Source organism: Streptomyces cucumeris, assembly GCF_024295805.1.
Taxonomy (GTDB): domain Bacteria; phylum Actinomycetota; class Actinomycetes; order Streptomycetales; family Streptomycetaceae; genus Streptomyces; species Streptomyces cucumeris.
This window is the reverse complement of sequence record NZ_JANCLX010000005.1, coordinates 161,377-181,637: the sequence shown is the minus strand read 5'-3', so window position 1 is coordinate 181,637 and position 20,261 is coordinate 161,377. Positions and strand designations below refer to the sequence as shown.

Annotated in this window: 14 protein-coding genes; 12 read left to right on the top strand and 2 right to left on the bottom strand. The window is 72.7% G+C overall.

Annotated elements, in window-relative coordinates; translation table 11 throughout:
* The first annotated feature begins 25 nt into the window (after nucleotides 1-25).
* From NMK44_RS09695 to obgE, 7 genes are all read left to right on the top strand, one after another.
* Nucleotides 26-1,603 carry a CYTH and CHAD domain-containing protein gene (locus tag NMK44_RS09695; RefSeq protein ID WP_254740450.1) on the top strand — a complete coding sequence of 526 codons (1,578 nt, stop codon included), beginning with the start codon at nucleotides 26-28 and terminating at the stop codon, nucleotides 1,601-1,603.
* A 102-nt stretch (nucleotides 1,604-1,705) separates the two neighbouring features.
* Nucleotides 1,706-3,631, top strand: coding sequence for a TIGR03960 family B12-binding radical SAM protein (locus tag NMK44_RS09690; RefSeq protein ID WP_254740448.1), 1,926 nt, complete (start codon nucleotides 1,706-1,708; stop codon nucleotides 3,629-3,631).
* 137 nt (nucleotides 3,632-3,768) lie between these two features.
* The gene (locus NMK44_RS09685) at nucleotides 3,769-4,545 is read left to right on the top strand and encodes a TIGR03936 family radical SAM-associated protein (RefSeq protein ID WP_254740446.1); all 777 of its coding nucleotides are present in this window, start codon (nucleotides 3,769-3,771) and stop codon (nucleotides 4,543-4,545) included.
* A gap of 220 nt (nucleotides 4,546-4,765) precedes the next feature.
* The gene (locus tag NMK44_RS09680) at nucleotides 4,766-8,758 is read left to right on the top strand and encodes a ribonuclease E/G (protein ID WP_254740444.1); all 3,993 of its coding nucleotides are present in this window, start codon (nucleotides 4,766-4,768) and stop codon (nucleotides 8,756-8,758) included.
* Nucleotides 8,759-9,022: 264 nt separating this feature from the next.
* Entirely contained in the window at nucleotides 9,023-9,343 is a 321-nt protein-coding gene (rplU, locus tag NMK44_RS09675) for a 50S ribosomal protein L21 (protein WP_176182991.1), read from the top strand.
* A 14-nt stretch (nucleotides 9,344-9,357) separates the two neighbouring features.
* Complete coding sequence (gene rpmA, locus NMK44_RS09670) at nucleotides 9,358-9,615, top strand: 50S ribosomal protein L27 (protein WP_009717948.1); 258 nt, start codon at nucleotides 9,358-9,360, stop codon at nucleotides 9,613-9,615.
* Nucleotides 9,616-9,743: 128 nt separating this feature from the next.
* A complete protein-coding gene (gene obgE, locus NMK44_RS09665) occupies nucleotides 9,744-11,177 on the top strand; it encodes a GTPase ObgE (protein WP_254740442.1) in 1,434 nt (477 codons plus the stop codon).
* A gap of 84 nt (nucleotides 11,178-11,261) precedes the next feature.
* On the opposite strand, the gene NMK44_RS09660 is transcribed toward obgE, so the two are convergent.
* On the bottom strand, nucleotides 11,262-13,349 hold the full coding sequence (locus NMK44_RS09660; protein WP_254740440.1) for a CDP-glycerol glycerophosphotransferase family protein: 2,088 nt from the start codon (nucleotides 13,347-13,349) through the stop codon (nucleotides 11,262-11,264).
* 338 nt (nucleotides 13,350-13,687) lie between these two features.
* On the opposite strand from NMK44_RS09660, the gene proB reads away from it, so the two are divergent.
* The 5 genes from proB (at nucleotide 13,688) to NMK44_RS09635 (ending at nucleotide 19,025) form a co-directional block, all read left to right on the top strand.
* Entirely contained in the window at nucleotides 13,688-14,821 is a 1,134-nt protein-coding gene (proB, locus tag NMK44_RS09655; RefSeq protein ID WP_254740838.1) for a glutamate 5-kinase, read from the top strand.
* A gap of 358 nt (nucleotides 14,822-15,179) precedes the next feature.
* Nucleotides 15,180-15,662: a DUF8830 family protein gene (locus NMK44_RS09650; protein ID WP_254740438.1), complete on the top strand. Its 483-nt coding sequence runs from the start codon at nucleotides 15,180-15,182 to the stop codon at nucleotides 15,660-15,662.
* A 91-nt stretch (nucleotides 15,663-15,753) separates the two neighbouring features.
* Nucleotides 15,754-17,052 (top strand): glutamate-5-semialdehyde dehydrogenase, encoded by a 1,299-nt coding sequence (locus NMK44_RS09645; protein ID WP_254740436.1) that lies wholly within the window; start codon nucleotides 15,754-15,756, stop codon nucleotides 17,050-17,052.
* Between the two features lie 106 nt (nucleotides 17,053-17,158).
* On the top strand, nucleotides 17,159-17,797 hold the full coding sequence (locus NMK44_RS09640) for an SCO2584 family spore wall biosynthesis protein (protein WP_254740434.1): 639 nt from the start codon (nucleotides 17,159-17,161) through the stop codon (nucleotides 17,795-17,797).
* A 145-nt stretch (nucleotides 17,798-17,942) separates the two neighbouring features.
* Nucleotides 17,943-19,025, top strand: a complete 1,083-nt coding sequence (locus NMK44_RS09635) for an SCO2583 family membrane protein (protein WP_254740432.1) — start codon at nucleotides 17,943-17,945, stop codon at nucleotides 19,023-19,025.
* A gap of 40 nt (nucleotides 19,026-19,065) precedes the next feature.
* Here NMK44_RS09635 and NMK44_RS09630 read toward each other — a convergent pair whose 3' ends face one another.
* Nucleotides 19,066-20,253: a M48 family metallopeptidase gene (locus NMK44_RS09630; RefSeq protein WP_254740430.1), complete on the bottom strand. Its 1,188-nt coding sequence runs from the start codon at nucleotides 20,251-20,253 to the stop codon at nucleotides 19,066-19,068.
* Nucleotides 20,254-20,261: the final 8 nt, after the last annotated feature.

Below are 20,261 nucleotides of genomic sequence, written 5' to 3'. Positions count from 1 at the left end.
GCCCCGGAGCGACTAAATTCGGTTCATGGTGGACACGATGCGGGAGATCGAGCGCAAGTACGAGGCGAACGGGACCACCAAGGACGGCGGACTGCCGGACCTGACCGGCGTCGACGCGGTCGCGGACATGACGGACCGCGGTGTGGTCACGCTGGACGCCACCTACTACGACACCCCCGGCCGCAGACTGGCGGCCGACGGGGTCACCCTGCGCCGCCGCACCGGCGGCGGTGACGAGGGCTGGCATCTCAAACTGCCCGTGGGCGAGGACACCCGGGACGAGATCCGCGCCCCGCTCTCGGACACCCTGCCCGGTACGCTCGCCGCGCTGGTCCGCTCCCGGGTCCGGGCCACCGAGCTGATACCCCTGGTCCACCTGCTGTCCGAGCGGGACGTCAAGCACCTGGTGGACGCCGACGGCGCACTGCTCGCCGAGATCTCCGCCGACCGCGTCACGGCCCGGCGGCTGGCGCCGGAGACCGGTGAGCCGGTCCGCTGGACCGAGTACGAGGTGGAGCTGGCCGAGGGCGGGGACCCGGCGCTGCTGGACGCGCTGGAGCCACGGCTGACCGCGGCGGGGCTGCGCCGTTCGGCGGCGCCCTCCAAGCTGGCGCGGGCGCTGGCCGAGACCGATCCGGCACGGTCCGCGAAGGAGCCCGCCCAGGAGAAGTCCGCCCGGAAGAAGTCCGCGAAGAAGCCGGCGAAGAAGCCGGCCGGGGACACCGCGGGCGATGTCGTCCTCGGCTACGTACGCCGCCAGATCACCGCCATCGTCGCCCTCGACCCCGCCGTACGCCTGGACACCCCCGACTCCGTCCACCGCATGCGCGTCGCCACCCGCAGGCTGCGCTCCGTCTTCCGCTCCTACCGGAAGGTGCTGGATCGCGCCGTCACCGACCCCATCGGCGCCGAGCTGAAGTGGCTCGCCGCCGAACTGGGCGTCGACCGTGACCGCGAGGTGCTCACCGCGCGGCTGGCGGAACGGCTCGCGGAGGTCCCGGTCGAGCTGCGGCTCGGCCCGGTCGCCGCCCGGCTGCGGATCTGGTCCGAGGCGCGCCGCCAGGGCTCGCGCGGCCGGCTGCTGGAGGTCCTGGACGGTGAGCGCCATCTCGCCCTCCTCGACCGGCTCGACGGGCTGCTCGCCGACCCGCCGCTGCGCCCGGCCGCCGCCCGCCCCGCCGGGGAGGTGATCCTCGATGCGGTGCTGCGCGACTACGGGCGGCTCGCCGAGCGCGTCGAGGCGGCCCTGCACGCCCCCGCGGGCCATGAGCGCGACCTCACCCTCCATGAGGCGCGCAAGGCCGCCAAACGGGCCCGCTACGCCGCCGAGGCGGCCCGCCCCGCCCTGGGCAAGCCCGCCAAGCGGTTCAGGAAGCTGATGACCGGGGTGCAGGAGCTGCTCGGCGACCACCAGGACGGTGTGGTGGCCCGGGAGGCGCTGCGCGAACTGGGCGTCCAGTCCCATGCGGCGGGGGAGAGCGCCTTCACCTACGGGCTGCTGTACGGCCGTGAGGAGGCCCTGGCCGCCGCCCGGGAGCGGGAGCTGCCGGAGCTGTGGGCCGAGGTCTCCCGCCCCGCGCACCGGGCGGCGCTGCGGCGCTGACCGGCCCGGGGGCGGCTCCACCGCGGTGTGGCGAGAGGGTGCCCGCGGGACCGGTACGCTTGAGGGTCACCCCTGTCAGCTCACGAAGGTATCTCCCACACGATGTCTGTCGAGTCGGTCTTCCCACAGCTCGAGGCCCTGCTCCCGCATGTGCAGAAGCCGATCCAGTACGTAGGCGGGGAGCTCAACTCCACGGTCAAGCCGTGGGACGACTGTGACGTCCGCTGGGCGCTCATGTACCCCGACGCCTACGAGGTCGGTCTGCCCAACCAGGGCGTCATGATCCTCTACGAGGTCCTCAACGAGCGCGAGGGTGTGCTCGCCGAGCGCACCTACAGCGTCTGGCCGGACCTCGAGGAGCTGATGCGCAAGCACGAGGTGCCGCAGTTCACCGTGGACGCGCACCGCCCGGTCGCGGCCTTCGACCTGTTCGGCGTCTCGTTCTCCACCGAGCTGGGCTACACCAACCTGCTCACCGCGCTCGACCTGGCCGGGATCCCGCTGGACGCCGCCGACCGTACCGAGGACCACCCCGTCGTGGTCGCGGGCGGTCACGCCGCGTTCAACCCCGAGCCGATCGCGGACTTCATCGACTGCGCGGTGATCGGCGACGGTGAGCAGGCCGTGCTGGAGATGACCGAGATCACCCGGGCGTGGAAGGCCGAGGGCCGCCCCGGCGGCCGCGAGGAGCTGCTCTTCCGGCTCGCCCGCACCGGCGGGGTCTACGTACCGCGGTTCTACGACGTGGAGTACCTGGCCGACGGCCGGATCTCCCGGGTGGTGCCCAACCGTTCGGGCGTGCCGTGGCGGGTTTCCAAGCACACCGTGATGGACCTCGACGAGTGGCCGTACCCCAAGCAGCCCCTGGTGCCGCTGGCCGAGACGGTCCACGAGCGGATGTCGGTGGAGATCTTCCGCGGCTGCACCCGTGGCTGCCGCTTCTGCCAGGCGGGCATGATCACCCGTCCGGTGCGCGAGCGCTCCATCACCGGTATCGGCGAGATGGTCGAGAAGGGGCTGAAGAACACCGGCTTCGAGGAGGTCGGCCTGCTGTCGCTGTCCTCCGCCGACCACACCGAGATCGGCGATGTCGCCAAGGGGCTGGCGGACCGGTACGAAGAGGACAAGATCGGTCTGTCCCTGCCCTCGACCCGGGTGGACGCGTTCAACATCGACCTGGCCAATGAGCTGACCCGCAACGGGCGCCGGTCGGGTCTGACCTTCGCCCCCGAGGGCGGTTCGGAGCGCATCCGCAAGGTCATCAACAAGATGGTCTCCGAAGAGGACCTCATCCGGACCGTTTCCACCGCGTACGGCAACGGCTGGCGCCAGGTGAAGCTGTACTTCATGTGCGGTCTGCCCACCGAGACCGACGACGACGTCCTCCAGATCGCCGACATGGCGACGAAGGTCATCGCCAAGGGCCGTGAGGTGTCCGGCAAGAACGACATCCGCTGCACTGTCTCGATCGGCGGTTTCGTCCCCAAGCCGCACACCCCGTTCCAGTGGGCGCCGCAGCTCAGCGCCGAGGAGACGGACGCCCGGCTGGAGAAGCTGCGCGACCGGATCCGCAGCGACAAGAAGTACGGACGCTCCATCGGCTTCCGCTACCACGACGGCAAGCCGGGCATCGTCGAGGGCCTGCTCTCCCGCGGCGACCGCCGGGTGGGCGCCGTCATCCGCGCCGTCTACGAGGACGGCGGCCGTTTCGACGGCTGGCGCGAACACTTCTCCTACGACCGCTGGATGGCGTGCGCCGAGCGGACCCTGCCCGGCTTCGGGCTGGACGTCGCCTGGTACACCACCCGCGAGCGCTCCTACGAGGAGGTCCTGCCCTGGGACCACCTGGACTCCGGGCTCGACAAGGACTGGCTCTGGGAGGACTGGCAGGACTCGCTCGACGAGACCGAGGTCGAGGACTGCCGCTGGACCCCCTGCTTCGACTGCGGCGTCTGCCCGCAGATGCAGACCGAGATCCAGATCGGCCCCACGGGCCGCAAGCTGCTGCCGCTGTCGGTCGTGAAGTAGCCGAACCGTCGACGGACAGCCCACAAAGTAGGCTGGAACGTGCCGGGCCGAGCCGGCCCGGCACGGAAAAGCCAGGAACACAAGGAGACACTCCCCTGGGCAAGCGACAGCCCGAAGGCCCGCCGCCCGCACCGGCGGTGCAGCGCATCCGTTTGCGCTACACCAAGCGCGGCCGCCTCCGGTTCACCAGCCACCGCGACTTCCAGCGCGCCTTCGAGCGGGCGCTGCGCCGCGCCGAGGTGCCCATGGCGTACTCGGCGGGTTTCACCCCGCACCCCAAGGTGTCGTACGCCAATGCCGCACCCACCGGCACCGGCAGTGAGGCCGAGTACCTGGAGATCCAGCTCACCGAGGCGCGTGACCCCGACACGCTGCGCGCCCTCCTCGACGAGTCGCTGCCTCCCGGCCTGGACGTCATCGACGCCGTCGAGGCCAGGACGTCCGGTATGGCGGACCGGCTGGAGGCGTCCGTATGGGAGATCCGGCTGGACCGGGTCGCCCCCGCGGACGCCGAACGGGCCGTCACCGCCTTCCTCGCGGCCGACACGGTCGAGGTGGAGCGCCGGACCAAAAACGGGTTGCGGACCTTCGACGCGCGTGCCGCCGTGGTCCGGCTGGAGGCGACCGGCGCCCCGGCCGATAGGCCGGTGGACGGTGGCTGTGCGATACTGCGGCTGGTAGTACGGCATCTGACACCTGCCGTACGACCCGACGACGTCCTGTCCGGTCTCCGCGCCACGGCCGACCTGGCGCCGCCGGTCCCCGCAGCGGTGACCAGGCTGGCGCAGGGGCTGCTCGATGAGGAGTCCGGCACGGTGACCGACCCGCTCGCGCCCGATCGCGAGGCAGTCACGGCCGCCCCACCCACGGCCGCCGAGCTGACCGCCGCGATGGCGCCGGAAGGTTCCGCGTAAGGACCGCCGTCGATGCGCCGCCGATGCACTTGGGAGCCACCCGGGTCCGGCTGGCGCACTGACCAGGAGACTTTCGCCGGTCCCGGCCATGTCCGGTCCCGGCGAGCGAGACGACAGCTCCCGTGCGGCGCCCACGCCCCGGACGGCGGCACCCGCGCACAGCGCGGCTGCGGCCGGAAGCAGGCGCGGCGCCCGGGAGCGTGACGGGAGAACCGCCCGCATGCTCGAGCCGATTGAGCCGATCGAACCTGTCCAGCCTGTGCAGCCCCTGGGACAGAGCGCGCCCCGCGTTGGCGCCGCCCCCGGGGACGCCCAGGACGGCACCCCCAGCGACACCCTGCCGCCACGCCGCCGCCGCGCGGCGTCCCGGCCCGCCGGACCTCCGGCGGGCGTGGTGGGCGACGCCGAGACCGTCGCCCCCGCCGTGCCGGCCATACCGGCCGAGGAGATCGCCGCGGTGACCGCCTCCGAGCCGGCCGCCGCCGCGTCCGACGCCGCGCCGCCCGCGCGTTCCCGCCGCCGTGCCACCCGTAAGGCCACGGCCCCGGCCGGAGCACCCGAGGCCGCCGAAACGGTCGTCCCCGCCGAGGCCGGACGGGGTACGGAGCCCGCCGCGGAGCCGGTGGCCGAGCCGGTCACCGAGACCGCGCCGCCCGCCCGCAGCCGCCGCCGTGCCACCCGCAAGGCCGCGGCCCCGGCCGGAGCGCCGCAGAGTGCCGAGACCGTCGTGGCCACCGATGAGCAGCCCGCCGAGGCCACGGCCGACACCCCCGCCGAGCCCGCCGCCGACTCCGCGCCGCCCGCGCGATCGCGTCGCCGCGCCACCCGTAAGGCGACCGCTCCGGCGGGCGCTCCGCGGTCGGCCGACGAGGACGCGTCGGCTACGGCGGCCGCTGGCGGCAGTGGTGAGGAGGCCACCGCCCCAGCCGCAGTCGCAGCCGATGCCCCGGCCGAACCGGCCGAGGAGGCGCCGCGCGCCCGCCGTCGTCGCGCCACCCGCAAGGTGACCGCCCCGGCCGGTGCGCCGGAGGCGGCCGAGCCGGAGACGGCCGCGGCCGCCCCGGAGCAGAAGCCCGAGGAGACGGAGGAGGCCGCCGAGGCCGAGACCGTGTCCGCCGCTCCCGCGCGCACCCGTCGCCGCGCCACCCGTAAGGCCGCGGCCGCCGCCGAGACCGCTTCCGCCGACGCCCCCGCGGCGTCCGAGGGCGCTGGGGCGGAGCCCGAGCAGGAGCCCGCGCCGCGCCGCCGCCGGGCCGCGCGCCCGCCGACGGCCGTCTTCCAGGCGCCGGTCTTCACCGAGCCGGTGTTCCAGACCCCGGAGAGCGCCGCCGCCGAGGCCGCGGCCGCCCAGGGCGAGGAGACCGCCGAGACCGAGGCCAAGGCCGAGGAGGAGCAGCCCGCGGCCGAGACCGCGGCGCCCGCCCGCCGCCGTCGCCGCCGTCGTGGTGAGCCCGCCGAGGAGCGCACGGAGGCCGAGGAGACCACCGCGCCCGCCGAGGCCGCCGAATCCGCGGCACCGTCCGAGGCCGAGGCCGAGACCGAGACCGAGGCCGAGGAGCAGCACGCCGAGGGCGAGCAGGGCGACGAGGAGTCGGGTGACCGCCCGGCCCGCCGCCGTCGCCGTGGCGGCCGTCGTCGCCGCCGTGGTGAGACCGCCGACGCCGAGGGCGGCGAGGGCCGCGCCGAGGGCGAGGAGCGTGACGAGGACGAGTCCGCCGCCGAGGCCGAGGGCGACGGGGAGTCCGGTGGCCGGTCCGACGAGGGTGCCGGAGCCGATGAGGGTTCCAGCAGCAGCCGTCGTCGCCGTCGCCGTCGCCGCCGCAGCGGGGACAGCGACGTCGAGTCGGGCGGGGACGACCCGGAGCGCACCGTCGTCAAGGTCCGCGAGCCCCGCAAGAAGGACGCCGAGTCCGGCACCAGCGCCGACGAGGTGCAGTCCATCAAGGGCTCCACCCGTCTGGAGGCCAAGAAGCAGCGCCGCCGCGAGGGGCGCGAGCAGGGCCGCCGCCGGGTGCCGATCATCACCGAGGCCGAGTTCCTGGCCCGCCGCGAGGCGGTCGAGCGGGTCATGGTGGTGCGGCAGAGCGGTGAGCGCACCCAGATCGGGGTGCTGGAGGACAACGTCCTCGTCGAGCACTTCGTCAACAAGGAGCAGTCCAGCAGCTACGTCGGCAACGTCTACCTGGGCAAGGTCCAGAACGTGCTGCCGTCGATGGAGGCCGCCTTCGTCGACATCGGCAAGGGCCGCAACGCGGTGCTGTACGCGGGCGAGGTGAACTTCGAGGCGCTGGGCATGGCCAACGGGCCGCGCCGGATCGAGACCGCCCTGAAGTCCGGGCAGTCGGTGCTGGTCCAGGTCACCAAGGACCCGATCGGCCACAAGGGCGCCCGCCTCACCAGCCAGGTCTCGCTGCCCGGCCGCTACCTGGTGTACGTGCCCGAGGGCTCGATGACCGGTATCAGCCGCAAGCTGCCCGACACCGAGCGGGCCCGGCTGAAGCAGATCCTGAAGAAGATCGTTCCCGAGGACGCGGGCGTGATCGTCCGCACCGCCGCGGAGGGCGCCAGCGAGGATGAGCTCGCCCGCGACGTCCAGCGCCTCCAGGCGCAGTGGGAGGAGATCCAGAAGAAGGCGAAGAGCGGCAACGCCCCGTCGCTGCTCTACGGCGAGCCGGACATGACCGTCCGGGTCGTCCGCGACATCTTCAACGAGGACTTCTCCAAGGTCATCGTGAGCGGTGACGACGCCTGGGACACCATCCACGGCTATGTCTCGCATGTGGCGCCCGACCTCGCCGACCGGCTCCAGAAGTGGACCTCGGACGTCGATGTCTTCGCCACGTACCGGATCGACGAGCAGCTGATGAAGGCGCTGGACCGCAAGGTCTGGCTGCCCAGCGGCGGTTCGCTGGTGATCGACCGGACCGAGGCGATGATCGTCGTCGACGTCAACACCGGCAAGTTCACCGGCCAGGGCGGCAACCTGGAGGAGACGGTCACCAGGAACAACCTGGAGGCGGCCGAGGAGATCGTGCGCCAGCTACGGCTGCGCGACCTCGGCGGCATCATCGTGATCGACTTCATCGACATGGTGCTGGAGTCCAACCGGGACCTGGTGCTGCGCAGGCTGCTGGAGTGCCTGGGCCGGGACCGCACCAAGCACCAGGTGGCGGAGGTCACCTCGCTGGGTCTGGTCCAGATGACCCGTAAGCGGGTCGGCCAGGGGCTGCTGGAGTCCTTCTCCGAGTCCTGTGTCCACTGCAACGGCCGCGGCGTGATCCTCCACATGGACCAGCCCACCTCGGTCGGTGGCGGTGGCGGCAAGCGCAAGAAGAAGAAGTCCGGTGGCGGCCAGCAGGCGCCCGAGCAGGACCGGGCCGCCGCCGAGCCGGAGACCGAGCCCGAGGGCGAGACGGTCGTCGAGGCGGCCGAGGAGGTCGCGGCCGAGGCCGCGGCGCCCACGGCCCTGCCGGAGCCGGTCTTCGCGGCCGACGAGGAGCTGTACAGCAGCGCCGCCGAGGCCGAGGCCGCCGCCGGCCGTGGCCGTACCCGCCGCCGGGCGACCCGGAAGGCGTCCGCCCCGGCGGGTGCCCCGAAGGCCGCCGCGCAGCAGGAGGCCGTCGTGGTCGTCGGCGCGGACGAGCACAAGGAAGCGCCCCAGGCCGAGAAGGCAGGGAAGGCCGGAAAGCCCGAGAAGAAGGCGCGGCGGTCCGGCAAGGCGTCGGAGCAGGCCGCCGAGGCCCCGGCCGAGGTGCCCGCTCCCGCCGCCCCGGAGGCCGTCGAGGTCCCCGAGGCTCCCGAGGCCGCTCCCGCGCCGCGTGCGCGCCGCCGGGTGACCCGGAAGGTGTCCGCCCCGGCGGGCTCGCCTGCGGGTGCCGAGGACGCCGCCGTGGTGGTCGTGGGCGCGCCCGCGGCCGACTCCGCGCCGGAGCCCGAGCCGGTGGTCGAGGCGGCGGAGGCCGCCGAGGCCGCACCGGCTGACGGCGAGGCCGCGGCTCCGGCCAGGAAGACGGCGCGCAAGACCGCCGCCAAGAAGGCCCCGGCGAAGAAGACGGCCGCGAAGAAGACCGTGGCGAAGAAGACGGCCGCCAAGAAGACGACGGCCAAGAAGACCACGGCGAAGAAGACCACGGCCAAGAAGTCGGCGTCGAAGAAGACCGCGGCGGCGGAGCAGCAGTCGCCGCAGGCGGTCTCGGCCGCCGCCGACGACTGACGGCCGGTCGTCCCACGGCCCCGGAGGGGCGCCTCCTCACCCGAGCAGGCGCCCCTCCGGGCTCTGGTAGCCTTGACCCTCGGCGTCTGTACGCCAAACCCCTGAGCAGATCCCTCCCGCTCCGTCGGGAGAGGCCGCTCGGCCGAAGATGAATCACAAGCGGCAGTCGTCGCGCGGAATCACTCGGTTGTCATGACCCGTGGAGGGTCATGTGGAGCGGCTGGCATCAGAGGTCCCGTCTTCGAACGAGAGAGTGAGAACCGCGTGTACGCGATCGTGCGCACCGGCGGCCGCCAGCAGAAGGTGGCCGTGGGCGATGTCATCGAGGTCGACCGGATGTCCGACAGCAAGGTCGGCGACAGTGTCGAGCTCTCGACTCTGCTCGTCGTCGACGGCGACGCCGTCACCAGCGACCCCTGGGTGCTGGCCGGCGTGAAGGTCCACGCCGAGGTTGTCGACCACCACAAGGGTGCCAAGATCGACATCCTGAAGTACAAGAACAAGACCGGTTACCGCAAGCGGATCGGCCACCGCCAGCTGCACACCGCGCTGAAGATCACCGGCATCGACTCGGCTGCGAAGTAAGGGACTGAGGAGACATGGCACACAAGAAGGGCGCATCGTCCACTCGGAACGGTCGCGACTCCAATGCCCAGCGGCTCGGCGTCAAGCGCTTCGGCGGCCAGGCCGTCAACGCGGGTGAGATCCTGGTCCGTCAGCGCGGCACGCACTTCCACCCGGGCACGGGCGTCGGCCGCGGCGGCGACGACACGCTGTTCGCGCTGGCCGCCGGTGCGGTGCAGTTCGGCACCCACCGTGGCCGCAAGGTCGTGAACATCGTTCCGGTCGCTGAGTAATCAGCCCCGGCGCGACACGCACACCTTTCCGAGGGCGGACCGCTCTTTCCCGTGACGGGGAAGCGGGTCCGCCCTCGGCGCGTTGACCACCACAGAACACGTACCGAACACCTCTGGAGGCATCCGTCATGACCACCTTCGTGGACCGCGTCGAGCTGCATGTCGCCGCGGGTAACGGAGGCCACGGCTGCGCCTCCGTACACCGTGAGAAGTTCAAGCCGCTGGGCGGCCCGGACGGCGGCAACGGTGGCCGCGGCGGCGATGTGATCCTGGTCGTCGACCAGTCGGTCACCACGCTGCTCGACTACCACCACAGCCCGCACCGCAAGGCCACCAACGGCAAGCCCGGTGAGGGCGGCAACCGCTCCGGCAAGGACGGTACGGACCTGGTGCTGCCGGTTCCGGACGGCACCGTCGTGCTCGACACGAAGGGCAACGTCCTCGCCGACCTCATCGGCCAGGGCACCACCTTCATCGCCGCCCAGGGCGGCCGCGGCGGCCTCGGCAACGCGGCCCTCGCCTCGGCCCGCCGCAAGGCCCCCGGCTTCGCGCTGCTGGGCGAGCCCGGCCAGACCGGCGATATCGTCCTGGAGCTCAAGACCGTCGCGGACGTGGCCCTCGTCGGCTACCCCAGCGCGGGCAAGTCGTCGCTGATCTCGGTGCTCTCGGCCGCCAAGCCGAAGATCGCCGACTATCCCTTCACCACCCTGGTGCCCAACCTCGGCGTGGTCACGGCCGGTTCGACCGTCTACACCATCGCGGACGTCCCCGGGCTGATCCCCGGCGCCAGCCAGGGCAAGGGCCTCGGCCTTGAGTTCCTGCGCCATGTCGAGCGGTGCTCGGTGCTGGTGCACGTCCTGGACACCGCCGCGCTGGAGTCCGAGCGCGACCCGGTGACCGACCTCGACGTCATCGAGGCGGAGCTCGCGCAGTACGGCGGTCTGGACGACCGGCCGCGCATCGTGGTGCTCAACAAGGTCGATGTGCCCGACGGCAAGGACCTCGCCGACATCATCCGTCCGGATCTGGAGGCCCGTGGCTACCAGGTCTTCGACGTCTCGGCGGTGGCCCACCTCGGCCTCAAGGAGCTGTCGTTCGCCCTGGCGAAGATCGTCGGCGACGCGCGTGCGGCCAAGCCCCAGCAGGAGGCCACCCGAATCGTCATCCGGCCCAAGGCCGTGGACGACGCGGGCTTCACGGTCGTTGCCGAGGACGGCTCCTACCGGGTGCTGGGCGAGAAGCCCGAACGCTGGGTCCACCAGACCGACTTCAACAACGACGAGGCCGTCGGCTACCTCGCCGACCGGCTGAACCGCCTCGGTGTCGAGGAGGAGCTGGTGAAGGCCGGTGCCCGCGCGGGCGATGAGGTCATCATCGGCCCCGAGGACAACGCGGTCGTCTTCGACTGGGAGCCGACCATGAACGCGGGCGCGGAGATGCTGGGCCGCCGCGGTGAGGACCACCGCTTCGAGGCCCCGCGTCCGGCCGCGCAGCGACGCCGGGAGCGCGAGGCGGAGCGCGACGAGGCGCAGGAGGAGTTCGACTCCTTCAACCCGTTCTAGCCGCGCCGCGGCCCGGGAAGGGCAGACGGATATGAGAAGGGCCCGGGAGGAAGCTCCCGGGCCCTTCTGGTGTCCTTGCGCGGATCAGACCGTCGCCGTCTCCTCGGGCTCCGGTGAGCCGGGCTCCAGCTCCATCTCCTCGGCCGCGTCACGGGCCTCGCGCTGCGAGGGGATCTCGTCCGCCAGCCGGGTGGCCATCCGGGCCCGGCGCCGGTCGGCCTCGGCGCACAGGTCCAGCGACGCCTGGTTGAAGCGCACCAGCGACGGCGGGTCGGACGGACCGAGCAGATGCACCTTCAGCTCCGCGCGGGCGGCCGCGAGGGTGTCCTGCTCCGGGTTCCGCACCGCGGCCAGCAGCTCCGCGACGCCCGAGCCGTCCGGGGTGAGGATCGCGGCGGCGCGCACGGTCGGGAAGCCCGCCCGGAACTCCTCCTCCGGCATCCCGCTGGTGTTCGCCACGGCGTACGGCTTCTCGCTCGTCAGGTAGTCGGAGACCACGCTGGAGACATCGCTGATCAGCACGTCGGCCTGGTTGAAGCAGGTGAAGATCGCCGGACGCGGGCCGGTGACGATCTGGTGCTCCCAGTCCGGCAGCGAGGCCCAGTAGGCGCTCTCCCAGGCGGCGGTGGCCGCGGCGACGCCCGCCGCGCGGTTGTCCTCCGGGGCGTCCTGGATCTTCATCCGCTCGATCTCGTCCGCGCTGGGGCGGAACGCGGTGCTGGTGAGCCGGTTGAGCTCATCGGCCCGCCGGGCCAGCTCGGCGGCGGCCTCCGCGCCGGGCCGGTCACCGTCGCGGCGGGTGTTCGCCTCGGTGATCATCGCCTTGATGCGCTCGTTGGCGCTGCCCGCGCGGGGGTCGACGGAGCCGGTCATCGGGTGCGGCTTGTACAGCAGCCGGACCTTGGGGTCGGCCAGCAGCGCGCGGACGATGTTCTCGCCCGCGAGCACCACCGAGGTGTTGCCGGGGTTGCCGTCCCAGCCCTCCCAGGTCGGCGCGTAGAGCACGGTGGTGAACTCGCCCGTGGGCACGCCCGCGTGGGGGCGGATGGGCGCGAGCTGCGGACGGCCGACCTCGACCACGTCCTTGTCCTCGACGCCGATGTCGGCGAGCTGGTAGCGCTCGCGCGCGGCCGGGCCCGCGACCCACACCTCGTCGTACGCCTTGGCGTACGGGTTGCAGCTCGAGAGCTTGTCGCTCTCGCCGTGGTTGGTGAACGCGTGCTTGATCGAGGGGATGCGCAGCACCTGGGAGGTCTTGCCGGAGTTCGCCGGGTGCAGCAGGACCTTGAGCGTCGAGTGCTCCAGCCGCATCAGGTGCGCGACCTTGGGGAGGCAGACGATCGGCACATCGGTGGCGTCGATCTTCTGCACCATGAACCGCTCACGGAGCACGATGATCGGGTTGCCGTCGAGCGCGGCGAGCGTGGAGAGCCACATGTTCGCCTGGTAGGCGGAGGAGTTGCCGCCGGAGAAGTACATGCCCACGGTCGGCTGGTACTCGGCCAGCCAGTTGTCCAGCCACTCCAGGGCCTTGGCCTCGCCGGCCACACGCTTGCGCGGCAGCAGCCAGGTGCCCAGGTGCACGGTCCCGCCGAGGGCGATCAGCAGCGCGACCGCCAGACCGGCACCGCCCCACCAGCCGTTCTTCGTGGCCGCGGTGACCAGCAGACCGGCGGTGGCCGGAACGGCCAGCCGCAGCAGCCGGCGGCCGTGCTGGCGCGAGAACAGCCGCGGCGGGGCGTCGCTCAGCCGCAGCGCGGACGCGTCGATGTTGCGCGTCACGAAGGGGAGCTGCCGGGAGCGGCGGACCAGTATGGCCACCGCCTGGCACGCGAAGTGCAGCACGTAGAAGGCGAGCAGCGCCACGGTGAGCGGCGCCTGCTCGTGCAGCGGGTTGATGCCCTCGATCCGCAGCAGCCCGACCATGATGAGCATGTCGCGGAACAGCTGGCGCACCGTGACGTCGAAGCGGACCTTGCCCAGCAGCGACAGCAGACCTGGCTGCTTGTGCTGGAGGAAGAGATCGAGTGCGAGACCACACGCCGAGGAGACGATGAGGAGAGGTACGTTCGGAAGCACGGCGCCGACGAGCTGTGTGGTGAAGAACACCACCATCGCGAGCAACGCCGTCAGCTGTACGACCCGGCGTGGGGCGAATCCGGCAGAGGGCACGGGGAGGGCTCCTGGCAGGAGGGCAACGGACGGATAAGGGGGACCCCTGACCGTATGCCGACGTCCGGCCCGGTAGCAATCCGCGCAGGCGCCAACCGCCCCGAACCGGGTCCAAACGATCACCGGGGAGGCGGTGCGCGGCACGTCCGGGGGCTGGAACGCGCAGGCGGGCCAGGGCGCGCCTGCCGTAGATTGCCCCCTTGTCATGATGAGTGTGCAGGGCATGCGTTCTGTGGGGCGTACGGTGCGTGACCGCCGCCTCCGGACGTGTGATGAGGCCGGGGACGGAGCAGGGGAGCGGAGTGACTGAGCAGGACGGGTCGGCGGTACGGGACGAGGTGGCCGCCGCCCGCAGGATCGTGGTCAAGGTCGGATCGTCCTCCCTCACCACCGCGGCGGGGGGTCTGGACGCGGACCGGGTCGACGCGCTGGTCGACGTGGTCGCGAAGGTTCTGCAGGGGGCCGGGGGCGAGCCGGAGACGCCGGGGGAGGGCAAGGAGATAGTCCTCGTCTCCTCGGGCGCCATCGCAGCCGGGCTGGCCCCGCTGGGCCTGGACCGCCGCCCCCGTGACCTGGCCCGGCAGCAGGCCGCCGCCAGTGTCGGACAGGGCCTCCTGGTGGCGCGCTACACGGCGTCCTTCGCCCGCTACGGGCGGCGGGTCGGCCAGGTGCTGCTCACCACGGACGACACCAGCCGCCGTGCCCATTACCGGAACGCCACCCGCACCCTGGACCAGCTGCTGGCCATGGGCGCGCTGCCGATCGTCAACGAGAACGACACGGTGGCCACGGACGAGATCCGGTTCGGCGACAACGACCGGCTGGCGGCCCTGGTGGCCCATCTGGTGCGGGCGGATCTGCTGGTGCTGCTCTCCGATGTGGACGGCCTCTACGACGGCGACCCCCGGAGCCCCGGCACCTCCCGGATCGACGAGGTCCGGGGGCCGAAGGACCTGGACGGGGTGTCGATCGGCAGCGCGGGCCGCTCCGGGGTCGGCACCGGCGGCATGGTCACCAAGGTCGAGGCGGCCCGGATCGCGGCCGCGGCGGGCGTACCGGTGGTGCTCACCTCCGCCAGCCGGGCCGGTGACGCCCTGCTCGGCCGCCGCACCGGCACCTATTTCCACCGCACCGGCCGCCGCTCGGCCAACCGGCTGCTGTGGCTCGCGCACGCCTCCGCGCCGCGCGGCGCGCTCACCCTGGACGACGGGGCGGTACGGGCGGTGGTGGAGCGGCGCACTTCGCTGCTCCCGGCGGGTATCGCGTCGGTGGAGGGGGACTTCACCGCGGGGGACCCGGTGGAGCTGCGGGACACCGAGGGGCGCGCGGTGGCCCGGGGGCTGGTCAACTTCGACGCCAAGGAGATCCCCCGGCTGCTCGGCCGGTCCACCCATGAGCTGGCCCGTGAGCTCGGACCGGCCTATGAGCGGGAGGTCGTGCACCGCGACGACCTCGTGGTGCTCGACCGCTGATCCCCGCTCGTGGCGGGTGCCCGTGCCCGGGCCCCGGCCCGGCGGGCGCGCGGCCGTTCTCCCGGCGCCCGCGCACCGGCTCCCCGCGCCGCGCGCGGGCGGGCGGGGGCGCGGGCGGTGGAGGGAAAGTGGGGAGGAATTCGCGACAAGTCCGTGTCATTCCTTGGAGACCTTGTGCAAAAAGGCCCCGCGGCACCCCCTCGGCTGGTCAACTTTGTTCCACGGGGCCGCGAGGGCAGCGGGCCCGTGGTGGGCCGCGGCGGCCCCGGAGCGTGAGCGGAAGCCGCGGACCATCGCCACACCGCCACTAGTGCTCCGCCCGCGGACGAGCGGAGCAGCGAGCTACAGGAGGCCGCCGGTGAGACGAGGGCGCCCGGGGGCGTCGCCCAGAGGAGCGGCGGAGCGCACCCTGACCAGTGTCGGAACGGGCGATATCGGTACCTCGGCCAGGGAGGCCGGGACCGGGGAGACCGCGGCGCGGGCCGCCGGGCGCGTGGAGAGCTCCCGGCTGTGGCACATCACCCTCAGCGTCTCGGGCGTCGAGGCGCCGCTGCGGGAGGTCCGCCGGGCCCTGGAGCAGCTGGCCCATGACCACCCCTTCCTGCTGACCAGCCGCTACGCCAACGATCACGCCGAGATCCGGTACTGGGAAGAGGCCCGTGATCTGCACGACGCGGCGGCGGTCGCGCTGCGGCTGTGGGGTGAGCACCGTTCCACGGCCAACCTCCCGCCGTGGGAGATCGTGGGGCTCGAGGTCATCGACCGTGACACGTATCACCAGCGGATCGCGGAGGGCTACGGTCCGCCACCCGCCTCCCCGGTGGGTGTGCACCCGTTCTGAGGACGGATGTGCGCCCCCGGAATGTGAGAACACCATCTCGAAGAGCGGAACAGGGGGCAGATCGGGCGCGCGGGCTCAGTAGGCTGCGTGCATGACCAGCGCACCCACGTCGCCGCTCACCGACCCCTGGCCGAAGTCTCCGGTCCTCCAGGCCGCCTACCGGGCCCGTGCCGCGGCCGCCGATCTCGCCCCGCTGCCGCGTGCCGTCAAGGACGACGCGCTGCTGGCGATGGCCGACGCGCTCGAGGTGCGCACCAAGGAGATCGTCGAGGCGAACGCGACCGATGTGGAGCGGGCCCGTGCGGCGGGCACCAGCGAGTCCATCGTCGACCGGCTGACCCTCACTCCCGAGCGGGTGCGTGCCATCGCCTCGGACGTCCGGGACGTGGTGGCGCTGCCGGACCCGGTCGGCGAGGTGGTGCGCGGTTCGACCCTGCCCAACGGGATCGACCTGCGCCAGGTGCGGGTCCCGCTCGGTGTCGTCGGCATCATCTACGAGGCCCGGCCCAATGTGACGGTGGACGCGGCCGCGCTGTGCCTGAAGTCGGGCAACGCCGTACTGCTGCGCGGCTCTTCGTCCGCGTACCACTCCAACAGCGCGCTGGTGAAGGTCCTGCGGGACGCCGTCGGCGGTGCCGGACTGCCCGCGGACGCGGTGCAGTTGGTGCCCGGTGAGAGCCGGGAGTCGGTCCGTGAGCTGATGCGGGCCCGCGGTCTGGTGGACGTGCTGATCCCGCGCGGCGGCGCCTCCCTGATCCGCGCCACCGTCGAGGAGTCGACGGTGCCGGTCATCGAGACCGGTACCGGCAACTGCCATGTGTACGTGGATGCCCAGGTGGATCTCGACATGGCGGTCGACATCCTGGTGAACTCCAAGGCCCAGCGGCCGAGCGTGTGCAACGCGGCCGAGACGCTGCTGGTGCACCAGGACATCGCCGCCGAGTTCCTGCCGCGCGCCCTGGAGGCGCTGGCCGACGCCGGGGTCACCGTGCACGCCGACGAGCGCGTGCTGGCGCTGGCCGAGGGCGCCAAGGCCACCGTGGTCCCGGCGGTGATGGACGACTGGGAGACCGAGTACCTCTCGTACGACATCGCGGCGGCCGTGGTGGACTCCCTGGAGGCCGCGGTGGCCCACATCCGGCTGTGGTCCTCCGGCCACACCGAGGCCATCGTGACGACGTCCCAGGCGGCCGCCCGGCGGTTCACCCAGCTGGTGGACTCCACCACGGTCGCCGTCAACGCCTCGACGCGTTTCACCGATGGCGGTCAGTTCGGCTTCGGTGCCGAGATCGGTATCTCCACCCAGAAGCTGCACGCCCGCGGTCCCATGGGTCTGCCCGAGCTGACCTCGACCAAGTACATCGTCACCGGCGACGGACACACCCGCTGACTCACCCGTTCGGGGGATACCCGACGGGGGGTTGCCTTGGGGTGGATCTTCCCCCGAATACCATTTCGCCCTGCCCAAATTGACCCGTCCGGTCTACTCTGAACGGGTGCCGGACGACGTGGGGGGCAAGCCGTTCCCGAACGGCGACGAGCCCGACGACCGCGGCCACGGAGAGGCGAACGACGAGTTCGCCGCCGTGGTCTTCGATGAGGACTTCGTACGGTCGGCCCTGATCCATGAACCGACCGCGGTGGAACGGATGCTGGCGGCCGCCGAGGCCCGTGCCGAGGCCGAGGCGTCCCGGCGGCGCCCCGCCGGGGTGCCCTCCGAGGACGAGCCGTTCGAGGACGGTTACGGCCCGGACGGCGAGGCCGGATACGGCTACGACCCCGATGACACCGACCCTGACGGCCGTTTCGGCCACGACCGGGACCCCGACGGCCTCTACGGCCCGTACGGCCCCTACGGGCGGTACGGCGGCGCCGGGCGGCCCTATCGCGGCCATGTCCGATGGCAGCGCCCCGTGGCCTGGCTGCTGGCCGTCCTGATGGGCGTCGGGGTGGTCGCCCTGGCCTTCACCGCCGTCTTCCGGGGCGCTTCGGGCAACCGCCAGGACCCGTCCCCGCCGCCGGCCACCAGCGGGGTCGACGGCAGCCCCACCGGACCGCCGCGGCTGGAACCCTCGCCGTCCTCCCCGGCCGAGTCCGGGACGCCCCCCGCCTCCAGCGCCCGCCGCTCGCCCTGAGCGCCCCCGCTCCGGGGCCCGCCCGGAGCCCGCGCCCGGGCCCCTCTAGCACGTCGCGCGGTATGCGGCGTTTCCTCCCGGAGCCGTCCGAAGTTGTGGAGTACCGCCGCGTTTACCGGTGCCCCCCGCGACCTACTCTTGAGGTATGACCGGGCGTGGAGACCCTCCCGAGGGGACACCCGACGGCGTCCCGGGAGGTGGTGAGGACGAGTACCGCTCCGTCGTATTCGACGAGTCGTTCGTTCGTGCTGCCCGGCTCCAGGAGTTCTCGGCCCGGGAGCGCATGGGCGAGCACGCGCGGGCGGTGCGCAGTCGTCATGCCTGGGCCAGGGCCGGGGCGTCCCGGCAGGCCGTCGTCCTCATCCTGCTGATCGCCCTCGCCTTCGCCGCGGCCGTCTACATGGGGGTGCGCCACCCCTACCAGGCCCCGCCGCCGCAGACCGTGGAACCGCTGCGCAGCAGTGTGGTGCCGCTGGCGCCGCGCGGTGAGGTGCCCGGCGGGGCGCCGGAGAAGCTCTTCCGCGACAGCCCGGCCGCCGAGTTCCGCACCGGCGCCCAGGGGGTCACGCTGCCCGGGGCCCGGCGTACCCGCAGCTTCACCGAGAGCCAGGTGATGGCGGCGCTCACCACGGCCAAGGAGTACGTGGTCACCTCGGCCCTCGACCCCGGTGTGCTCACCGGCGGCCCGGTGCGCATGGTGCGGCTGCTGCTGGACCCGGCCCAGCAGCACCAGTTCGACCAGAGCTTCGAGCATCCGGTGGACGACGGGCGCCATGCCGCCACCGGCTGGCTCACCCGCTTCAACCCGGCCGAGGTCACCCTGGCCGACAGCCCGGTGCGGGTGCGGGGCACCCTCAGCGTCGTCGAGCGCAGCCCCGCCACCCTGGAGATCACCGCCGACCACGTCTTCGTCTACGCGGTGCAGCGGGCCCATGAGCGCGGCCCGGACCACGCCGCGCTGTTCACCGTGCGGCGCGAGTCGCGGTTCCGCTTCGACCGCGAGGATCTGCGCGACCACCATCTGGAGCTGGTGCAGAGCGCCGTGCTGGCAGGCCCGCAGTCGTGCGCGGCGAACGCCTCGGGCTATCTGCGGCCGCTGCTCGCCGGACAGAGCGCCAGGGGCGACGTCCCGGACGGCACCGACCCGTACGCACCGGGCCGGACGCCCGTCTCGCTCTGCGGCGCCCTGACGCCCGGCTCCCAGCCCCGGACGGGCGGCGGCTCGTAGCGGCGTCCGTACGCCCGCGAGGGGCCCGCTACGGCACGGCTCAGCCCTTGCGCGGGGTGTCGGGTCCGTCCTCCGGCCCGTCCTCGCGTCCGCCACCGGACGGGGTGCCGTCCTCGCGGTCCGTGCCGTTTCCGCCGGAGCCGCCCTCCCGGTCCGGCCCCTGGGGCGTCTCCCCGCCGGGACGGCCACCGCCGCTGAACCGGTCCCGCAGCTTGCTGCCCAGGTCCCCGGCACCGCCCGCCACATCCCGCACGAACGACATCAGCGGGTCCTTGCTGGTGCGCACCGACTCCGCGTAGTGGCTGGCGGACTCGCGGAACGATTCGCCGACCGAGGTGTCCTTGTCCTCGTCGCGCCGCGGGTAGTGCCCGTCCATGAGCCGCTGGTAGTCACGGCCGGCGGCCCACTTCTTGAGCTCGGCCGCCCGCACCGTGGTGAACGGGTGGCTGCGCGGCAGCATGTTGAGGATCTTGAGGACGGAGTCGCGCAGGTCCCCGCTCGACTCGTACTCCTCCGCCTGCTCCAGGAACGCGTCCACGTTCATCTCGTGCAGGTGGTGGCCGCCCGCGAGCTTCATCAGCCCGCGCATCGACGCCTGGAGGTCCTGGCCCACCAGCAGCCCGGCCCGGTCCGCCGACAGCTCCGATTTGCGGAACCACTCGCGCAGCGCCGTCACCAGGGCCAGCACCGCCACGTTGCCCAGCGGGATCCAGGCCACCTTCAGCGCGAGACTGGTGAGGAACAGCAGTATTGTCCGGTAGACCGAGTGGCCGGAGAGCGCGTGGCCCACCTCATGGCCGATGACCGCCCGCATCTCCTCCTCGTCGAGGAGTTCCACCAGCCCGGTGGTCAGCACGATGATCGGCTCGTCCATGCCGATGCACATCGCGTTCGGCTGCGGGTTCTGGGTGATGTACATCGCCGGGACCTTCTCCAGGTCCAGGATGTAACAGGCGTCCCGCAGCATGTCGTTGAGGTGCGCGAACTGCCGGTCGCTCACCCGGACCGAGTCCGACAGGTACAGCAGCCGCAGACTGCGCTCGGGCAGCAGTCCGCTCAGCGCCTTGAACGCGGTGTCGAAGCCGGTCAGCTTGCGCAGGGCGACCAGCGCCGAACGGTCCGCGGGGTGCTCGTACGCCCGTGACGAGATGCCCGGGAACCGCCGCCGGCTGCGGCCCGGCACCCGCTCCTGTCCGCCGCCCTGTCCAAAGGTGCTGCTGTCGCCCATGTGGCCCC